The organism is Oscillatoria sp. FACHB-1406 (assembly GCF_014698145.1).
Lineage (GTDB): Bacteria > Cyanobacteriota > Cyanobacteriia > Cyanobacteriales > Spirulinaceae > FACHB-1406.
The window spans coordinates 42,877-60,278 of record NZ_JACJSM010000019.1; the positions used below are offsets into that span (position 1 = coordinate 42,877).

Annotated in this window: 17 protein-coding genes; 7 read left to right on the forward strand and 10 right to left on the reverse strand. The window is 48.8% G+C overall.

Translation table 11 applies throughout. The features are described from left to right. Nucleotides 1–103: 103 nt before the first annotated feature. Nucleotides 104–856, forward strand: coding sequence for a peptidylprolyl isomerase (locus H6G50_RS17325; RefSeq protein WP_190718914.1), 753 nt, complete (start codon nt 104–106; stop codon nt 854–856). A gap of 160 nt (nt 857–1,016) precedes the next feature. Here the strand turns inward: H6G50_RS17325 and H6G50_RS17330 are convergent, their stop codons facing one another. The 3 genes from H6G50_RS17330 to H6G50_RS17340 all read right to left on the reverse strand — a co-directional run bounded on the left by H6G50_RS17330 (nt 1,017) and on the right by H6G50_RS17340 (nt 4,921). Beyond that, a complete protein-coding gene (locus tag H6G50_RS17330) occupies nt 1,017–2,057 on the reverse strand; it encodes a Ycf66 family protein (RefSeq protein ID WP_190718917.1) in 1,041 nt (346 codons plus the stop codon). A gap of 175 nt (nt 2,058–2,232) precedes the next feature. Continuing rightward, entirely contained in the window at nt 2,233–3,843 is a 1,611-nt protein-coding gene (locus H6G50_RS17335) for a DHA2 family efflux MFS transporter permease subunit (protein WP_190718920.1), read from the reverse strand. Nucleotides 3,844–3,850: 7 nt separating this feature from the next. Then, nucleotides 3,851–4,921, reverse strand: coding sequence for a YihY/virulence factor BrkB family protein (locus H6G50_RS17340; RefSeq protein WP_190718923.1), 1,071 nt, complete (start codon nt 4,919–4,921; stop codon nt 3,851–3,853). A gap of 75 nt (nt 4,922–4,996) precedes the next feature. Between H6G50_RS17340 and H6G50_RS17345 the strand changes: the two genes are divergently transcribed. Then, entirely contained in the window at nt 4,997–5,437 is a 441-nt protein-coding gene (locus H6G50_RS17345) for a hypothetical protein (RefSeq protein ID WP_190718925.1), read from the forward strand. Here H6G50_RS17345 and H6G50_RS17350 read toward each other — a convergent pair. Further along, nucleotides 5,420–6,928 (reverse strand): DUF2079 domain-containing protein, encoded by a 1,509-nt coding sequence (locus H6G50_RS17350; RefSeq protein ID WP_199303143.1) that lies wholly within the window; start codon nt 6,926–6,928, stop codon nt 5,420–5,422. The two genes, H6G50_RS17345 and H6G50_RS17350, sit on opposite strands and share 18 nt — an antisense overlap. 84 nt (nt 6,929–7,012) lie before the next feature. Between H6G50_RS17350 and H6G50_RS17355 the strand changes: the two genes are divergently transcribed. Further along, nucleotides 7,013–8,158: a glycosyltransferase 87 family protein gene (locus H6G50_RS17355; protein ID WP_190718928.1), complete on the forward strand. Its 1,146-nt coding sequence runs from the start codon at nt 7,013–7,015 to the stop codon at nt 8,156–8,158. Nucleotides 8,159–8,404: 246 nt separating this feature from the next. Next, nucleotides 8,405–8,683 carry a hypothetical protein gene (locus H6G50_RS17360; protein ID WP_190718931.1) on the forward strand — a complete coding sequence of 93 codons (279 nt, stop codon included), beginning with the start codon at nt 8,405–8,407 and terminating at the stop codon, nt 8,681–8,683. Between the two features lie 27 nt (nt 8,684–8,710). On the opposite strand, the gene tilS is transcribed toward H6G50_RS17360, so the two are convergent. From tilS to ccsB, 3 genes are all read right to left on the reverse strand, one after another. Then, nucleotides 8,711–9,676 (reverse strand): tRNA lysidine(34) synthetase TilS, encoded by a 966-nt coding sequence (gene tilS / locus H6G50_RS17365; RefSeq protein ID WP_190718935.1) that lies wholly within the window; start codon nt 9,674–9,676, stop codon nt 8,711–8,713. A 114-nt stretch (nt 9,677–9,790) separates the two neighbouring features. Beyond that, complete coding sequence (locus tag H6G50_RS17370) at nt 9,791–11,215, reverse strand: nucleoporin (protein WP_190718937.1); 1,425 nt, start codon at nt 11,213–11,215, stop codon at nt 9,791–9,793. Between the two features lie 87 nt (nt 11,216–11,302). Continuing rightward, a complete protein-coding gene (ccsB, locus tag H6G50_RS17375; RefSeq protein WP_190718939.1) occupies nt 11,303–12,292 on the reverse strand; it encodes a c-type cytochrome biogenesis protein CcsB in 990 nt (329 codons plus the stop codon). A 228-nt stretch (nt 12,293–12,520) separates the two neighbouring features. Between ccsB and H6G50_RS17380 the strand changes: the two genes are divergently transcribed. Beyond that, nucleotides 12,521–12,691, forward strand: a complete 171-nt coding sequence (locus H6G50_RS17380) for a hypothetical protein (RefSeq protein WP_190718942.1) — start codon at nt 12,521–12,523, stop codon at nt 12,689–12,691. Nucleotides 12,692–13,035: 344 nt separating this feature from the next. Next, nucleotides 13,036–13,446 carry a DUF1824 family protein gene (locus tag H6G50_RS17385; protein WP_190718945.1) on the forward strand — a complete coding sequence of 137 codons (411 nt, stop codon included), beginning with the start codon at nt 13,036–13,038 and terminating at the stop codon, nt 13,444–13,446. 66 nt (nt 13,447–13,512) lie between these two features. Here the strand turns inward: H6G50_RS17385 and H6G50_RS17390 are convergent, their stop codons facing one another. Together H6G50_RS17390 and H6G50_RS17395 are read right to left on the reverse strand one after the other, a co-directional pair. Next, a complete protein-coding gene (locus H6G50_RS17390) occupies nt 13,513–13,902 on the reverse strand; it encodes a cupin domain-containing protein (protein ID WP_190718948.1) in 390 nt (129 codons plus the stop codon). Nucleotides 13,903–14,149: 247 nt separating this feature from the next. Then, nucleotides 14,150–14,644: a GNAT family N-acetyltransferase gene (locus H6G50_RS17395; protein WP_190718950.1), complete on the reverse strand. Its 495-nt coding sequence runs from the start codon at nt 14,642–14,644 to the stop codon at nt 14,150–14,152. 474 nt (nt 14,645–15,118) lie between these two features. On the opposite strand from H6G50_RS17395, the gene H6G50_RS17400 reads away from it, so the two are divergent. Then, nucleotides 15,119–15,427 (forward strand): RNA-binding protein, encoded by a 309-nt coding sequence (locus H6G50_RS17400; RefSeq protein WP_190718953.1) that lies wholly within the window; start codon nt 15,119–15,121, stop codon nt 15,425–15,427. Between the two features lie 198 nt (nt 15,428–15,625). On the opposite strand, the gene H6G50_RS17405 is transcribed toward H6G50_RS17400, so the two are convergent. Beyond that, complete coding sequence (locus H6G50_RS17405) at nt 15,626–17,221, reverse strand: peptide ligase PGM1-related protein (RefSeq protein WP_190718955.1); 1,596 nt, start codon at nt 17,219–17,221, stop codon at nt 15,626–15,628. Between the last annotated feature and the right edge of the window lie 181 nt (nt 17,222–17,402).

The window sequence follows — 17,402 nt, forward strand, 5'->3', positions numbered from 1 at the left end:
GCGCGATCGCCAAGCCAAATCAAGTTTATTTTTGAAAGCGTCAAAGGTCAGAAAAACAGACTACAACCTCGTCCGAACTGAATAACCTCACAATTTAACGCTCATGACTCAAGCATTTCTCAGAATCGAGGATCGCGTTCTTAACGCTGAAGATATTGCCGCTTTACTAGAGAAATACAACCTTTTGCCGCAACTTGCGCGCGAAGCCATTATCGATCGAGCGATTGAAGAGATTGCGATCGCACCGGATGAAATCGAGAGAACTTGCGAGAGTTTCTGGAATCAGCGCCAACTCTTGCAACCCGAGGTTCAAAAACAATGGTTGTGGCAGCAAGGAATCACCCCAGAACAACTGCGAGAAAAGCTGCTGCGAGAATTAAAAATCCTTAAATTCAAAAAAGACACTTGGAGCAATCATCTCTCCGATTATTTTCTCCTGCGCAAAAGCAGTTTGGATGGCGTTGTTTACTCCCTGGTACGAACTTCTAACCTCAATATTGCCCAAGAACTCTACTTTCGCATTCAAACTGGCGAGTCTCTGTTTGCTGAAGTTGCGCGCCAATACTCCCTCGGTCCAGAAGCGCAAACCGGCGGACTCGTCGGTCCAGTGGAACTCTCGCGTTTAGATCCCGCCCTTGCTGAGGTTCTTGTTTCTAGTGAAATCGGACAATTGCGTCCGCCTCTTCAGTTTGGGGAATGGTCGATTTTGCTCCGCCTTGAAGAACGGATTCCCGCCCAACTCAACGGCATTATGGAACAAAAATTACTGGATGAGTTGTTTGAAAGTTGGCTGCAAGAACGAGTCACGGAGGTTGTGCAACAACATAAATTAGAGCGCCATCTCGTGACTCAATAATTACTAATTCGTAATGCGTAATTCGTCATTAAGAATTCCTTAATTTTGTAGGTTGGGGAGCCACTGCGGTGGACGGATTCCCCGGCTTGAAGCACGCGGCATTCAAGCGAAGCGCGACCCAACAAACACCTATGGATGTTGGGTCTCGTCCCTTTAAGGCCTATTCATTAGGCGGTTCGGCATAGGGAGCTAAATCAACTTCGGGTGCAAATTCACGAACCGGCGTTTCAGGATTGCCATGTTTCTTGATTTCTTGCGCCGCTTCCACCATTTCTGGGGTGGGGGGCTGGGGCGGCATTGGTTGAGAATTTTCAGTATCGAGATCGATCGCGCTTTCTTCTTTTTCCCAGTCGGCGCGCTCGTCTTCGACAGAGGCTAGAGGTTCCTGTTCTCGGGCAGCCTCATCTTTTTCTGCTTGAGTCTCTTCTTTTTCTAAAGGGATAAAACTAGCGGACGATTCGCCCTCTGAAACGGAGGGATTCTCCTCAGTCTCCATTTCGATCGTTTCGAGAAGGATTTCTACCGATTCGCTCAAAACTTCGCCGGTTTCTAAATCGACGGATTGTTCGACACTTAAGGTGGCAACTTCGATTGTTTCGGATTCTTCGCCGTCTGGATTGTCCTCGAGGGGAGTTTGGGGGGGAGGAGTGATGCTTTCTGCGGTTGCTTGTGCTTCTGCTTCGGGGTTTGTCTCGCTGGCGCTTACACTGTCGGAGGTTGTCTCCTCAACCTTCGGGGAGGGAGGCGCGATGCGATCGGCGAGCGATTCGAGCTTGTCGGTTTGAGGGTCTTCTGCTTCTTCAACTAAAGTCGCAACGGACTCAACGGGGGCAGAGGTTGGCGGTTTGGGTTTGCGGAAGCGATTGGTAATCGGGGCAAATAGGATATTCGGGGAGAGGCGGTTAATTTTTGCCTGGGTTTCGGGGGAAATCACTGTTTTTTCGCCGTCTGCGGTGGTAGCACGGCGCAGACTGAAAGCTTCCCATCCCAACCAACCGAGGAGGGCAACGGAAGCCGTTTGACCCAATAATACGCCGCCGGTGATGCGTCCGGCGCAAATCCACAGTACGAGGGCGTAGAACATGGCAACACCACTCCAGAGGAAGTCGTACTTGCGGTGAACTTCGGGGAAAAAGAAAGCGGCCATGAATAGGACAAAGCTTCCGAGGGCGACGGCGATCGCGAGGATATGGGCAAGCATTATTAAAAGTCCTCCTCTAAGGTTTGAGTGTTGGGGGTCATTTCAGTTATGAGTTATCAGTTATGAGTTACCAGTTATTCAGTTATTAGTTCTTCCTCTCTTAATCAAATTTAACCATCAATGGGTCGTTCGAGCCGTTTTCCCGGCAGGTATGGCGCTAAATTAAGCCCGATTGTTAATGCCCTACTGGGGCTTTTGCGCCGCGCCCGCCCTTACCGAGAAACAATAAAAGCGGTAGAGAACAGAGGAAAATAATTCCTACAAATCGAAAGATATCGGCGTAAGAGAGAACGGCAGATTGCAGGCTGACGAGGCGATCGAGGGTTTCTAGGGCTTGTTGCTGCGCGATCGCGGCATCGACACCGCGACTTTGAAAATATCCTGTTAGCGCTTCGAGTCGTTGTAGGGTTTCGCGATCGTAACCGCTTAAATCTGTTAATAGCATAGCGCGGTGAAAGGTTTGCCGTCGGTCGAGCAAGGAAGCCAGAATTGCAATGCCAATGCTGCCGCCCAACTGCCGCATTAAGTTATAAAAACCGGAACCGGCGGAAATATCTTCTGGGGGCAAACCGCCCAAAGTCGCTAAACTTAAGGGCAAAAACATGAGAACGGTGGTCGCGCCGCGCCACACTAAGGGCCAAAAGAGATTATCCGTGCCGGTTTGGGGAGTAATTTGGGCGAGATCGAACATAACGAGGGTCGTGCCGATCGCGCCCATACCGATTAAAATACGAGCGTCTACTTTGGTGGAAATTTTCCCCAACAACACCATCATGATTGCTGAGGCGAGCGCGCCGGGAGCAAGCAACCAGCCGGTTTGCGTGGCGGAATACCTCAATATCCCTTGGGCGAAGAGGGGAACGGCGAACAGCGCCCCATACAAGCCCATCCCCAAAATGCCGGAATAGAGGCTGCCAGCGGCTAAGGCGCGATGGCGCAAGACGCGCAAATCGACAGCGGGATGTTTTACCCGCAGTTCGCGGCGGATAAACAGGAATAAGCCAACCACCGCTGCGATCGCGAGGCGGATAATAAAAGGGGAGTCAAACCAACCTTCAGTTTCCCCTTCTTCGAGCAGCGTTTGCAAGCTGCCCACGGCGATAATTAAAAAGAGGATGCCCCACCAGTCTACGGGTTGTCGTTGTTGCGATCGCTTCTTGGCATCCGGACGCAAAAACAGCAGCGCCATAATTGTTGCGACAATGCCCACCGGCAGGTTAATAAAGAAAATCCAGCGCCATCCAAGGCTATCGGTTAAATATCCCCCCAAAGTCGGACCAATCGCTGGCCCCGCAATCACCCCGACTCCAAAGACGGCTTGAGCGAGGCCCTGTTCGGCGGGGGGAAAGCTTTCAAACAAAATCGCTTGTGCCTTAGCGAGCAATCCGCCGCCGCAAAGTCCTTGTAAGATGCGCGCTACGATCAGCATCGGCAGATTGACCGAAAAACCGCAGAGAACTGAGGAAAGCGTAAACCCAACCATTGAAAAGACAAAGTAGGTTTTTTTGCCGAAGAAGTCGCCCAACCAAGCCGAAAGGGGAATGAGAATGACATTGGCGATGGCGTAGGCGGTGACAACCCAGCCCACTTCGCTAATGGTTGCGCCCAAGGTGGCTTGAATCTCGGTCAGTGCCACGTTCACGATGCTGGTATCGATGACTTCGAGAATTGCGCCTAAAGCTGCTGTCAGCGCGATCGCCCATTTTAAGGGGCCTTGCACGTAACCGGCAAACGCTTCTGGGGAGAGTTCGGCTTTTGAGTTCGGTGAGGAGGAAATATTGGTCATCGGTCAATTAAATTTTATCGGGCTTATCCACGCGATCGCGTCTAACCTCAAAATTGAGGGGCGGTTTCGACGATTTCGCCAGCATCTTTTCGCCAATGGTCGTATTGAGTTGCGCCCCCAGTAACATCACCAAAGAAGTCATATACAACCACAACATCAACACAATAACGGCTCCTACCGTTCCGTAAACCCGATTATAATGCCCGAAATTATTGACATAGAGGCGGAACAAACCGGAAATACAAGCCCAAGAAAGCGCTGCTAAAATCGCGCCCGGAACAATGGGCGTTCCGCGCTTGCGACGGCTGGGGCCATAGCGATAAATAAAGGCAAAAGATGTACTAACAATTCCTAGCGCGACCGGCCAACGCAGTAAACCCCATAAATCCAAGAAAAAGACGATGCGAGCGGTTAAAGCTTTGGCATTATCGGCAGAGAAAGAGTTTTCGGCTACGCCGGGAAGATTATTAAGCAGTTCGGGAAGCTGGAAAATGAGGCTCAGTGAGAATTTAAAGATAAAATCCCCCATTAATACTAGGAACGAAGCCATCACCATCAGACCAATGCTGCCCAGCGTGAGTAGAATCGCGATGATTCTTGATTTCCAAAACGGCCGCCGGTAGGGGAGGGGAATGCGTTGAATTTGATCGAGGGCGTTCATGGCAGCACCGACGGCGGAAGAGGCAATCCAAATTGCGGCCAGAAAGCTAAGGGAAAATAAACTTTTACTTTTGGTTTGCGTAATTTCGGCGACAACACTTTTGACGAGGGCCCAAGCCATGTCGGGCGCAAACATTTTGAGTTGAGTGACGAGATCTCGGAAGGTTAATTCTAACGAGGAGTTACCTCTGCCAGCGAGTTGTTGGATAACGCCTAAGAAGGTGGCTTGTAAGGATTCCTCGAAAATTGCGATCGCCGCGATCGTTGCTAGAATCGTGGGGAAGAGTGCGAGCATGGTATTGTAAGCCATTTCTGCCGATAGGCCTCCCAAGCGTTGTTCCATTGCTTGCAACAATGCCAACCTCAACGTCGTGAAGTTGAGGTAGGTAAAGAATAGTAAACAACGCGGGACTCGCATAATAATGCTGTAGGGCGTACTCTTTTAATATTTAAACTCGGATTCGAGAGGTCTGTTGAAAGTCGAGCGAACTTTATGAATGAAGAAGTCGTACAGTGGTTGACAGAAATTCGCTCTTTGCAGGAAGAATTGACGCAATGCAGGAGCGATCGGGATGCTTCGGATAAAAGCGCGGCACACTGGCGGGAATTATACTCGACCGAGGCACAACAGCGCCGTGTAGAAGCTCGCTTGGCTCGAGAAAATCTCAATCGGCTCGAGCGAGAGATTCGGCAATTAAAAACGGGAGGCGTTGGCAATGCTTCGACTTCAGACGAGGAACGCGCTGCTGTTGAAGCGGAAGTGCTGGCGCTGAAGGATATCGAGAGTTTACAGCAAAAACTGATCGCAACGATTGAGGAACGCGATCGCGCTTTGGCGGCGTTGAAAGTCGAACAGGAACAACACCAACAAACGCGCGACAGTTTAACGGCGATTATTAGCGATACTGTCGAGCAGCTATCTCAGTATCGATGAGGATTGGGGCTTGCGCGCAAATAAATAAATTTCGTCTCGTTGCGAGACTAAGTTGAAATTTGGCTGCTGTCGGAAATAAGCCACTCTTTGCTGCGCTAAAGCCACATGATCCGGCCAAGGACGGCGTAAATCGATTAAAACGAAGTCAAAAGCGCCGAGTTCGGCTTCGGAAAGCGGCGTATTAATTAATTTAAGGGTGGGGCGGTGGGTGAGGTGGGGCGCGAGTTCGTTATCGGTGAGGACGCTGGCGTTGGGTGGAATCGCTGACATGGCTTGCGTTGTCGCTGTCCAGGTGTCGAAGGTGGAGAGGAAGCGCAGGATGTAGTAGTGTTTGGCGAAGGCAAAAAATGCGATCGCGCACCACAACATTACCGTTTTTCTTCGCAGGCGCAATCCTTCCCCCGCCGCTAGCGTTGCGATAACGCTGAGAATGAGAAAGGGGAGAACGGGGAGGGAGTATTGATAGTACAAATCCCGTTGATTGGGATCGTCGGCGAGGAGATTGAGGCAAAGGGCGGGAATAGCGGCGATGAGGGGCGCGAGGCGGCGCGGCGAAAGTCCCCACAAAAGCGGTAATACGAGCAATAGGAGATAGCGGAGGCTATCAAAGGAAAAGATTTGCCCGAGTAGGAGTTGGGGTTTAAAGAGGAAGTTTTGGAAGATTTCGTTGAAGGAACTGCCGAGGTAGGCGTAACGCCACAAATGCCGCCCTAGGGTTGCGCCTGCGCCGCCAAAAGTCGGGATAATGATTTGAGTAGCGATCGCAAACCAAGCAATTCCGGCGCAAAACGCGATCGCGCCGTACAGCCTTTTTTTCTCGCAGGCGAACAGCCAAACGCCCATCGCAGCTACCGTAAGGGAAAGAACGGCTTTGCAACTGAGAATTAACGCGATCGCGGCGCAAAACCCGATAATTTTTCCCCGCCTTGCCGATAAAACCGCTGCAAACAGCCCGAAGGGGACAAAAACATCGGGGTGAAAGTCGAAGAGGTTGATATTGAAGATGAGGGGGTAAAAGAGGTAGGCGAAGGCGACTAAGCGACTTTGGGAACGCGGCAAACCGGCATCTAGAGCGAGGTTAGAGGCGAGGAGGGCGGCAGAAGAGAGCGCGATCGCTTGTAGCGCAAAGAGCCAATAAACAGAGGGATAGAGTTTATAGAGGAGCGCGATCGGATAATAAATGAAGGCTGCATGATCGCCTAAGATATGAAAGCCCAATAACGACGAAATTGGCGTTTTTCCCTGACTAATGAGGTAAATGGCTTGGTCGAAAATCCCTAAGTCTGCTGCTGTCGAACGGTAGAGGGCGTGTTTTAAACTGCTACAGGCGAAGAGGAGTAAACCGAACAGCGCGATCGCAGCAATTAACGAATTTTGCTGCCGTTCGACGATAAGTTCCTTGCGTTGCCGATTGGATTCTTGTATCGTTTTTGAAGCTTGGCTTGCACTCAAAATGCCGTCTCCTCCGACGCAGCAGCAACCAATTTTCACGGGCTTACCTCATTTTTGTCAAGGCAGTTCTATTTCCCGTAGTTATACTTAAGTTTTCTTGAAAATATTAAGAATTTAACTGCTATGACTTTTGTGCGATCGCGATTCTCGCTTCTCTTCCGAAATCCCGTCATTCTCGGCGCGATCGTCGTTTTTTCTTTCGCACTTTACCTCTACATTTTTAAGTTTCAAAGCAACATCTACGGTTTTTTTCGCATCGGTTCCGTACTGCCTTTCTCTCCTTACCTCGAACTTAAAAAAGCCCTCATATTTAACGGAGAACTCGGCTTTGACGGTCAACAATTTCTCAGCATTGCTTTCGATCCCTTGTTGCACAATCCCGATACTTTGTCAACTCTCGATAGTCCAAGATTGCGATATCGAAGAATTCTTTATCCCTTACTGAGTTACGTTCTCGGACTGGGGAACGTTAACCTGATTCCCTATGTAATGGTGGCGATTAATATCGCTTCTATTCTGGGGTTAACCTGGATTTTTACACAATACTCGAAGGCTAAAAAGTGGCGATCGCTATTCCTCCTCTGCATTCCTGGCGTGTGGATTGTGCTTTCCCTCTCCACCGCCGACTTACTCAATAGTTTGCTAACCATAGCCGCATTTTACTGCTATCAAAACTCGCGAATTGGACGCACTGCAATTCTGCTTTCTTTAGCGTATTTAACGAAAGAAATTTCCGTGATGATGGGACTCGCACTTATTTTAAATAGTGCTTGGAAGCGCCAAGGAAAACAAATCCTCTATTTAGGGGCTGCATTTATTCCCACTTTACTGTGGAATATCTACGTTTTACTGAGACTAAAATCTCAAGGGTTTCTCGGCATCAATGAAAATTTCGGGACTCCCTTGCTCGGCATCACACAAAAAATCTTAGCATTAATCAACGGAGGATTTAGCATTAAAAATGTTTATGAAGCTTATGCTTTTTTCCTGTTGATAGTAATATTTGCTTCAAATCTCGTTATTGCAGCGAAATCACTTCGAGAAAACCGCGTTATCGGGTTAGCGACCTTACTCTACGGCGTATTATTTATTTCCAGCAGTATGGCGATGCTAAGCTATTTCTTGAATTATCCGCGTCAATATATTGATGTTTACTTTCTCTTGCTCTTAACTTGCTGCAATCGCCTCCCCAACTTCGAGCGATTAAAACTTGGCTTAATCGCTGCGGCAGGGATAGAGAGCGTTATCTTTATTTTCGGACATAGTTAGAATAATTGAGAATTGACAATGGACAATTGATAACGTTTGGAGATATTTCGTAGGGTGGGCAGCGCCCACCAGCCTTAAGTCAGTGCCATTCGACAATGGACAATTGATAACGTTTGGAGCCGTTAATTGAAGAGAGTCGATTCTATGCGGCGAATGTCATTCGCTCTTAACCATCTAATTTAATTTTTTGTACCTCACTCACATGAAAATTGCTATATGCTTTATATAACAGTTAAGATTTACGGAATGAACGGAATTCGAGGAGAATTTAAAGATTACGAGAAAAAAGCGTTAGCCCTATTCAAAAAACACGGAGGTGAAGTGCTTGTTGCCTATGCTCCAGAAAAGGAAAACACCAAGTTAGAATACCCCGATGAAATCCAAATCTTAAGAATTGAAAACCGTACAAAATTTGAGGAGTTTATGAAAGATCAAGAGCGGCTGAAGATGGCAGGCGAGCGTACATCAGTGATTCGGAAAACTGAAGTTTATTTATCTGAAGAAATCATTGACTATTCAACTTAGAAACGATCGCTTGTTTTAGAAGCTGTTTCACTTGCTTTCCTTGCCGATAAAATCCCCTCTCACTTCCAGCACCACACCGCCCGGAAAAGAAGAAGTCCGCGAGCGCTTTGGCGCATCAATTAACTGCGTTACGGCTTCGATTTGCTCGAAATTCGGAGCAATTTTTAAGATCTTTTGCAAAAATTGACGCACGACGCGACGCTGAATTGCTAGGGGAATGGAACGCAATACCTTACAATTCAGCATTCCTTCTGGGGTAAGGCAATCTTTTAACTGCTGGGATGCAACTTCTTCGAGATAGTCGGATTCTGCGCGCAAGATTTCGGCTGTTTGCGCGATCGCGGTTTCCACTTGCGGGTTAAAATGCGCTTTTAAATAGGGAATGGTTTCCTGACGCAGGCGATTGCGCGCAAACTTCAGGTTATGATTCATCGCATCGTCCCATACCGGCAATTGAAACTGCCGACAAAACTCCCCCGTTTCCGCGCGGCTAAAGTTTAATAAGGGGCGAACTAATTGTAAATTGGGGGCGAGGGAACGCTGCCAAACCATCGCCTGCAAACCATCGGAACCCGCACCGCGAAAGCAATTATACAGGAAAGTTTCGGCGCGATCGCTCAATGTATGCCCCGTCGCGATCGCGCTATACCCCCCCTCCCGCGCCATTTCCATTAACGCCTCATATCGCCACTCCCGCGCCGCTGCTTCCGTTTCCGGCAATTCCCGCGCTACTTTCAGAAAAAACGGCAGATTTCGCCCGCGTGCAATCTCCTCAACGTGCGCCGCAATTCCCGCATCCGTCGCCCAACCATGATCGCAGTGCGCCACCGCCAATTCCCAATCCCACTTCGGTTGCAAGTGCAGCAACAACTCTAACAAACAAAGCGAATCTTGTCCCCCCGAAACCGCCACTAGCACTCGCGCTTGTCGCGACAACAATTGCTGTTGCCGACAGGTTTGGTGCAAGCGCGCGTGGAAAAGCGTCCAAACCATAACCTAATCTTGACGTTACGTGAGCGCAAAGAAGGACAGAATAAAGCGCAAAAAGAAAGACAGACTAATTATTGAAAACCGCCTATCTTCCTCAAGATCGCCACTTTCTACTCTTTAATTGATATCTTTCCAAAGATCGTCAAACTCATCAGCAGAATCAGTTTTCTTCTTCTTATCCTGCGACGATTCAGCCCACGCAAAATCATCATCTGAGCCTAAACCGCCTAATTCAAGGCTGTCATCCGAAGCCGCAAATAGATCGTCCTCTAAGTCGTCATCTGCTGCCCCAAAAATATCTTCTACAGCTTCTTCATCTGCTCCACCAAATAGATCGTCTTCATCCTCTGCGCCTCCCCACATATCGGCTTCTAAAGAATTATTAGTAGTATTATCTGTTTCATCTAAACTGCCGAAAAGATCGTCGGCTAACTCTTCTTCTGCGGATTCTGTAGCAAATAAATCATCTTCAGCTTCGGCTTCTAACGATGCACCGGCAAACAAATCTTCTTCAGAATCTTCGGCTGCGCCCGTACCAAATAAATCATCTTCAGCTTCTAACGATGCACCGGCAAACAAATCTTCTTCAGAATCTTCGGCTGCGCCCGTACCAAATAAATCATCTTCGGCTTCGGTTTCTAACGATGCACCGGCAAACAAATCTTCTTCAGAATCTTCGGCTGCGCCCGTACCAAATAAATCATCTTCGGCTTCGGCTTCTAACGATGCACCGGCAAACAAATCTTCTTCAGAATCTTCGGCTGCACCCGTGCCAAATAAATCATCTTCGGCTTCGGTTGCCGGTTCGCTAGCGAATAAATCGTCTTCGGCTTCTTCAGCAATAGCCTCAGTTGCAAATAAATCATCTTCGGCTTTGGTTGCCGGTTCGCTAGCGAATAAATCGTCTTCGGCTTCTTCAGCAATAGCCTCAGTTGCAAATAAATCGTCTTCGGTGGCGGTTGCCGGTTCGCCAGCAAATAAATCGTCTTCGGCTTCTTCAGCAATAGCCTCAGTTGCAAATAAATCGTCTTCGGTGGCGGTTGCCGGTTCGCTTTCTGAATTTACCGTAAAGACTTCTGTCGTTGTTACTTTAGTCGTGACTTCCTCTGTCACTTTGGCAACAGGGATATTCGGGGGAGTCTCGACGGAGGCAGTTTCTGTTGCCGCCATCGTAGCTGGAGTGGCCACTGTTGGCATTGTCGCTAGCGATGGATTGCTGGGCGCGCTGACTGCATTGGCAGCAGGAGAAACGGGCGTTGAGGAAGTTCCCGGTTCTGAGGGACAAAATTCGATATGAATTCTGACCTTTCCGCTTTGCCAACTTGTTGCCCCGAAGCGCAGCACTTCACAGGAAATACCATCTTCACCGAACCATTCTTCCGTGTCGCCCGTCAAACCTCCGATGCCATGCTCGAGCATGGCAGCTTTCAATGATTCTGAGAGTTCGCCGACTCTAAACGTGCCGTGTCCGATTAAGAATTTCATCGATTCGGGTACGGATAGCACTTCCCCAGTTAAGAGTGGTTCAAATTGATTATCCACAGCTATTTCACCCCATTATTTTCTAAAGTTAGTGGTGGATTTCTCCTTGTCTGACGGGCGCGCAGCTTTCAGCGAAGCGGCGACGGTTTAGAAAAACCAACCGTAGGAATGCAATCCTTTGCCCAATAGGTTCACACCAAGATAGCAAATCCAGACTACTGCAAATCCTGTTGCTGCTAAAATTGCGGGTCTGCGACCTTGCCAGCCGCGCGTAATGCGGGCGTGGAGGTAGGCAGCGAAGACAAGCCAGGTAATTAAGGCCCAAGTTTCTTTGGGATCCCAACTCCAGTAGGAACCCCAGGCTTCGTTTGCCCAGACTGCACCGGCGATAATGCCAATGGTGAGGAGGGGAAATCCGAGGCCGATGATGCGATAGCTGATGTTGTCGAGGGTATCGGCTAGCGTCAAGCGCTGGGGCGAGAGGGTGGCGATTTCGGCACTGACAGCGTTGAGGACAGCGGTATTAGCTTTAGTTGGACTAGCAACTTTGAGTTCTTCTGCGGGGGCGGCGGAAGAGGTTTTAGAGAGGAGGCGATAGCCTCCGGTGCCGATGGAACTGCCGCGCAGTTCGATGTTTTTGCCCCGCGTTACGACCAAAAATGCGATCGCCAGTAGCGCGCCGATCATCAGCGTTGCATAGCTGAGCATCATAATGCTGACGTGCATCATCAGCCAATTCGATTTGAGAGCGGGAACGAGCGGTGCGGACGCTTGCATTTCGGAGGGTAGCGTCAGTGCAGCAAAAGCTGCAATTCCCATTGCGAGGGGGGCGGCAAATGCACCCACTAATCGACTGCGACTCATGCGTTCGGCGACTAAATGAATGGCAGTTACTCCCCAAGCGAGGAAGAATAAGGATTCGTAAAGGTTGCTAATTGGGAAGTAGCCTGCTTCTATCCAACGAGAAGCGAGGAGGGCTGCGATACATAGGTTTGCGATCCCCATCCCTGCCGTTCCTAGTACCTGTAAATAGGGGATTTTTGGGAAGGCAACCCCTACCCAATAGATCAACACGGTTAGGAACAGAACCGCAAACGAGGTATTATCTAGCGCGTTTTGGAGAGCAACTAAATTCATAAGGCCGGAGTTTAAGGATTTGGGAGTTATCGAAACAGACTTGGCGAGCCAAAGTCCGTGCAACGTCCTAGCCTGTCAATAATATCCTATCGTTTGACCCCCTTAAACGGTTGACCGAATTTTCTTCGAGTAAATTTTATATTCATTCCACATTTTGCGGGTTCTTACTGAGGTACGATTAGGCACAGCCCTATGTTGTCCGAGTTAGTGGAGAAATCTATGGAGTTTGTGTCAGAGAACGGAGATCGCGCAGTCTGTACTTATATGGAGCTTGTGGTTGATGCTTATATCCACGTTCTTTATCGCGAGCGAGCGAACGAAGAGTTGTTTGCCGATCGCATTAGCGATATCGAACCGCTAGCGCCGGAGGCGGAATCTCTAGACGCGATCGCGGATTAGTGCCGAGACGCACAATTTTAAGGACAAAATTTCTAATTCGATCGAGCATAATCTAAAGAGCATTATTAGCCAGCTTAAACGCTAACTCGCTCTCCTAGCCCTAACCTCAATTTAAATGGCGATCGCCACCTCAGATACTCCTCTCATCGCACGCAGATTTACTAACACTCCTTACAATCATCCCGCTGTTCGACCTGAATTGGTAAGCAGCGGGATAATTACACTTGATGCTAAGATATCCTTTTCAATATTGGGGAAGGTCGGCGATATCTAACCGAGCTTGTTTTATCTTCTCCTGGTGTAGCCTGTTCGAGTTGGCAGCAAGCAAACGATTTAAATTTGTTATGACTTCTTTAACAATTACCGAAGCTCGAAAAATTTTGAACGCTTTTAGTTGTACGACTCCAAGAGCGATAGCCTCTCCCGTTGAAAAAGGGCAAGTCCGCGAAGCTCTATTAGCGATCGCGCGTGCTTCGGATGCGGAGAATTTAGGCGTTTGCGCCAATTGTGCCGAGGAAGGATTTGCTGCCCTCAATCGCTATCTTTCTGCAATGGGCTATCGAGCCAATTTAGCCGAAGCTGAGGCAGCAGAAGGGTTAGAACCGATCTACATTAAGTATAATACTCAAAAACAATCTTGTTATTGCGATCGCTACACCGGAACCTATCGAGGCGTGTTAGTTTCTTGCCAGTCCGACGATGATAATATTAATGGAACTTTCGGACATTTTCCCCTCGATTTGTTTGGAGAATGAAGCTCCAGTCTTTCCGAATCCTGTAGTAGTCGTTCATGAGGCCATGCGAATTTCGCACTGCACCCATTAAGGATTGTAAGCCCGGACGCTTTCTTGCTCGTTGGCATCGTTGCGCGACACCAGTGCGATCGCATCGGTATCGTTGCTAAGGTTCACGGGCTGATGCGGTACGCCGGATGGGATGTAAAGAAAGTCGCCTTGTTGGTTGATGCAGGATTTGGATAGCCCTTCGCCGTAGAAGGTTTGAACTTCCCCTTTAAGGATGTAGATTGCTGTCTCGAATCCTTCGTGATAGTGCGGCTGAGCTTTAGCACCGGCGGGGATGATGACGACGTTCATCGAGATACCGGTGGAACCTGCTGTTTTGCTGGAAATGCCTACATAGTTGGGCAATTTCTGAAGCGTATCGATCGCGACATCGGGTCGCACTGTGATAATTTCACCGTTGGGATTCATGCAGACCTCGCGGAATTAGAGAGCGTTGAGACTACTGATAAGTGGCAACGGCGGCTCGTGAGTTCTTTGACCGCCTAACCCCGGCTAGGGGCGATCGGGAACAATTCAAGTATTTCTCTAAAATATTTATAGCATTTTTCTTTGGCGTGAGGTATGCTGTGCGGGCGAATGGCATTCACCCTTACCCATCTCATGGCAATTTTTTGTCCCTCATCCCTATGAAAAACGCTGGAGAGAGCCGAGTGAATTACTTGAAACTTTTTTTCATGATAAATGAAAGACCTCCAACCCGATTAACAATTTCGCTGCCTGTGATTTTAACAAATCCAAGTTTTTGGTATAAGTTTACGGCTGGATTATTATCGCGTACACTGAGAGAAATGGCTGGATAGAAAGGGTTTATCTCTTCAATCAGACGATTAATTAATAAGGTTCCAATCCCCCGACCTCTGACCGCTGGAAGTGTAGCAACAACAAGCTCGGGAGTGGTATCGTCAAGATATCCAAAACCCTTATTTGTCGCCGTCCCTAAACGAATCCAAGAGGCTCCGATCGCGCGATCGCGCTCTACGGCAATAAACCCTCTATCGCCAGTTTTGCCCCAATCTTCTGCATAGGCCATAAGCGCGGGCTGAGTCCGAACATCATCTATAGAGTCTTCATGTGAGGCATACATAAGCATCTGCAAGATGAAATCTTTATCATTTAAATTACTTTTACGAATACTAAGGTCGTTTAGCATAAGTACGAACGCGCAGGGGGAAGAGATTATTTATAAACTTTTTCTTAAGAATTCTAGAACGCAGAGCTAGTGGTGGGCAAGCGCGGCTCTTTGAATCGCTCCGATTGCAGGAAGAGCGCTTTTGCTACCCTTGCCCAGCCGACCAAGATTTAAGAGCCGCCCGACGGCAAACCTTGAAAGAACATTCCTAAATACTGTGCCATCAGAAATTAATAAATCGTTAAAATACTTGAGATTTCGTAAAATAGGCATTTCTCAGCCGCTATAAGTCAGCATCCTTTGACTCTTCTTCAATTCTAGCCTTGAGAGGAGTGCGTTTTGCCTAAAAAAGTGCTAAAATAAAATTCGAGCCTTAAACGATCGGTAACAATTTTTGATTTCAGTATTGCCTGGTTTTTTCGATCTCAATATTGACGAGTTGCTCTCCGACACTTTAACTCACTACAGTTGTTCAATTCAGGAGGCAATTCCTCTATGTCAATTTACGTCGGCAACCTCCCCTACGAGGTTACGCCTGATGATTTAAAGGAGATTTTTGCAGAATACGGAACCGTTAAGCGCGTTCATCTGCCTACCGATCGCGAAACCGGTCGGATGCGCGGTTTTGCATTTGTAGAAATGGATACAGAAGCTGAAGAAGACAAAGCGATAGAGACCCTCGACCAAGCTGAGTGGATGGGTCGCGAACTCAAAGTCAACAAAGCCAGACCCCGCGAAGACAACAGAGGCGGCGGAGGCTCCTTCGGCGGCGGCGGTGGCGGTCGCAGAAACAACCGCTTCTAATAACTGCTGTAACGCTTCTGCGACGCACTGGGAATCTGCAACAAGTTAAGGATCGGTAGCTCGAATAAAGCTTTCAATTCCTAATCAATCGTTGTTAAAGCGCTCCCGATTTTAAGTAAACTCTGTCAGAGCGTCGAGTAACCCCCCAAGAAATTGTCTTGGGGGGTTTTTAGCGCTCTAAAATTGAGAGATCGAAGCTCACTCACTTCCCAGCCAAGTAATTGGTAAAGTTGGAGATGATGAAGACTCAGAAGGATCGATCCCCGTTTGAGTTTCTGCATCCAAAACGGATTCAGCGCGTTGATACAAACTGACGGCTTCCTCAATCGTATTCCCAATACTGGTCAGCCCTAACTTACCAAATTCCGAAAGCGCGCCAATTAAATGAAACACCGTTCCCGTCATCGTACTGCTATCGAAATGGAGGTGATGACAAGTAATGATATCCATCAAATCGCTGGGTAATAAACCTCGGTATTGAGGTTTTTGTAAATTGTCCGTTGCGATGTAATATTTCGCCTGACCTTGCTGACTGTATAACAGTCCGTTGGCTGCATCGTAGTTGCCATTCGTCAGCAATTTAAGCGCCATAAAGGGGTGTGTCGTTCCGCCTTTGCGCAAATTAATCTCGATCGCTTGCAAGTCCCACTGACCGTCTTTTTCCGGCGAGCGAACGGCGATAAAATCCACGCCGTAGCGTTCCATTGCCCCTTTCGCGGCAAGCGCTTTGCCAATTTCGAGGCCCATATCTTGCAAGCGCAAGCGATAAGCATTATCGGCAGGAAAGCGGCAGCCGAGATAAATTTGCCCGTCCGGGCCGCCTAAAATTTGGTCGTGGGTCGAAAGAATTTTTACGCGCCCGTCCGGGCTAATGTAGCCTTGAACGCTGGGCGATCGCTTTTCTTCCCCTTCGACAAAGGCTTCGACGATTGCCCCCAGTTCGGGAATGCGGCGGGAAAAGCTTTCCCAGGTTTCATCGGCGGCTTGCAAGCTGAGGTGCTGGAGGTTGGCGCGCACGGCGGTTTCAATCGCTTCAAGGCTCGCATCGGCGCTCAAATCTTTTAAATCGAGAACGGCATTTCCTTCGCCAGAAAAGCCTTCATTGAGTTTAATCGCCATGCGTCGCAAATCCGGCTGGCGCGATCGCAACGCCACGGCTTCCTTAACTAACTCATCGACAGTCCAAACGCTTAAACTGCCGACGGGATGGGGAATTTCGACTTCTGCGAACAATTCCCGACTGCCGCTTTTCGATCCCCAGTAGAGTAAATCGGGACAAGCGGCCAGGAGAGGGATATCGAGGGCGAGGGAGAGTTCTTGCTCGAGGGGGCTGGCGTTAAAGCATACCATGTGGGATTTGCCGGGACGGAGGGCTTTTCGCAAGCGTTCCACTAAGCGCGGGCGTTCGAGAATCTTTTGGGTAAGGGGTTTAACGGACGCATCGTAAGTTGAAAAAAGTAACAAGCGATCGCGCGCGTGGGAAAAAGGAATCCCCGGCAAAAGTTGCAAGTAGTAGTCGATAATCAGGGGCGAGAGGGGTAAAGCAGTGACGTAAATCAGCCGCGTGTGGGGGTTGCGCAAGCGAATCAGGGAAAAGAGCAAGCGTTCTTCGTAGTGGATGAAACCCGATACTTTTCGCAATTGCTCGCGATCGAGGCTTAAGGAGGGGATCACCAGGATATCGCGATCGTCGAGATCGAGGCGATCGTCGCTGGCGGTGCTATCGCGCAATCGATCTTGTAACTGTCGAAACCGAACGTTGGGTTCCGCAGGGCGATTTTCAATGGTTTGCATCGCTCAATTCCTCTCCTCGCCCTCAAAAAAAATGCTGCTCATCTATCTCGATATCCGCTATTCTAGGCGATTTCCGGTGCGATCGGGCTAAACAATTCTCCTCGCAGCGTAGAGCGCCCCAACTAGCTGATAACATCAGCACAGACTCAGCCCCAAGCTCGACATCGCTTAAAACGTGCAG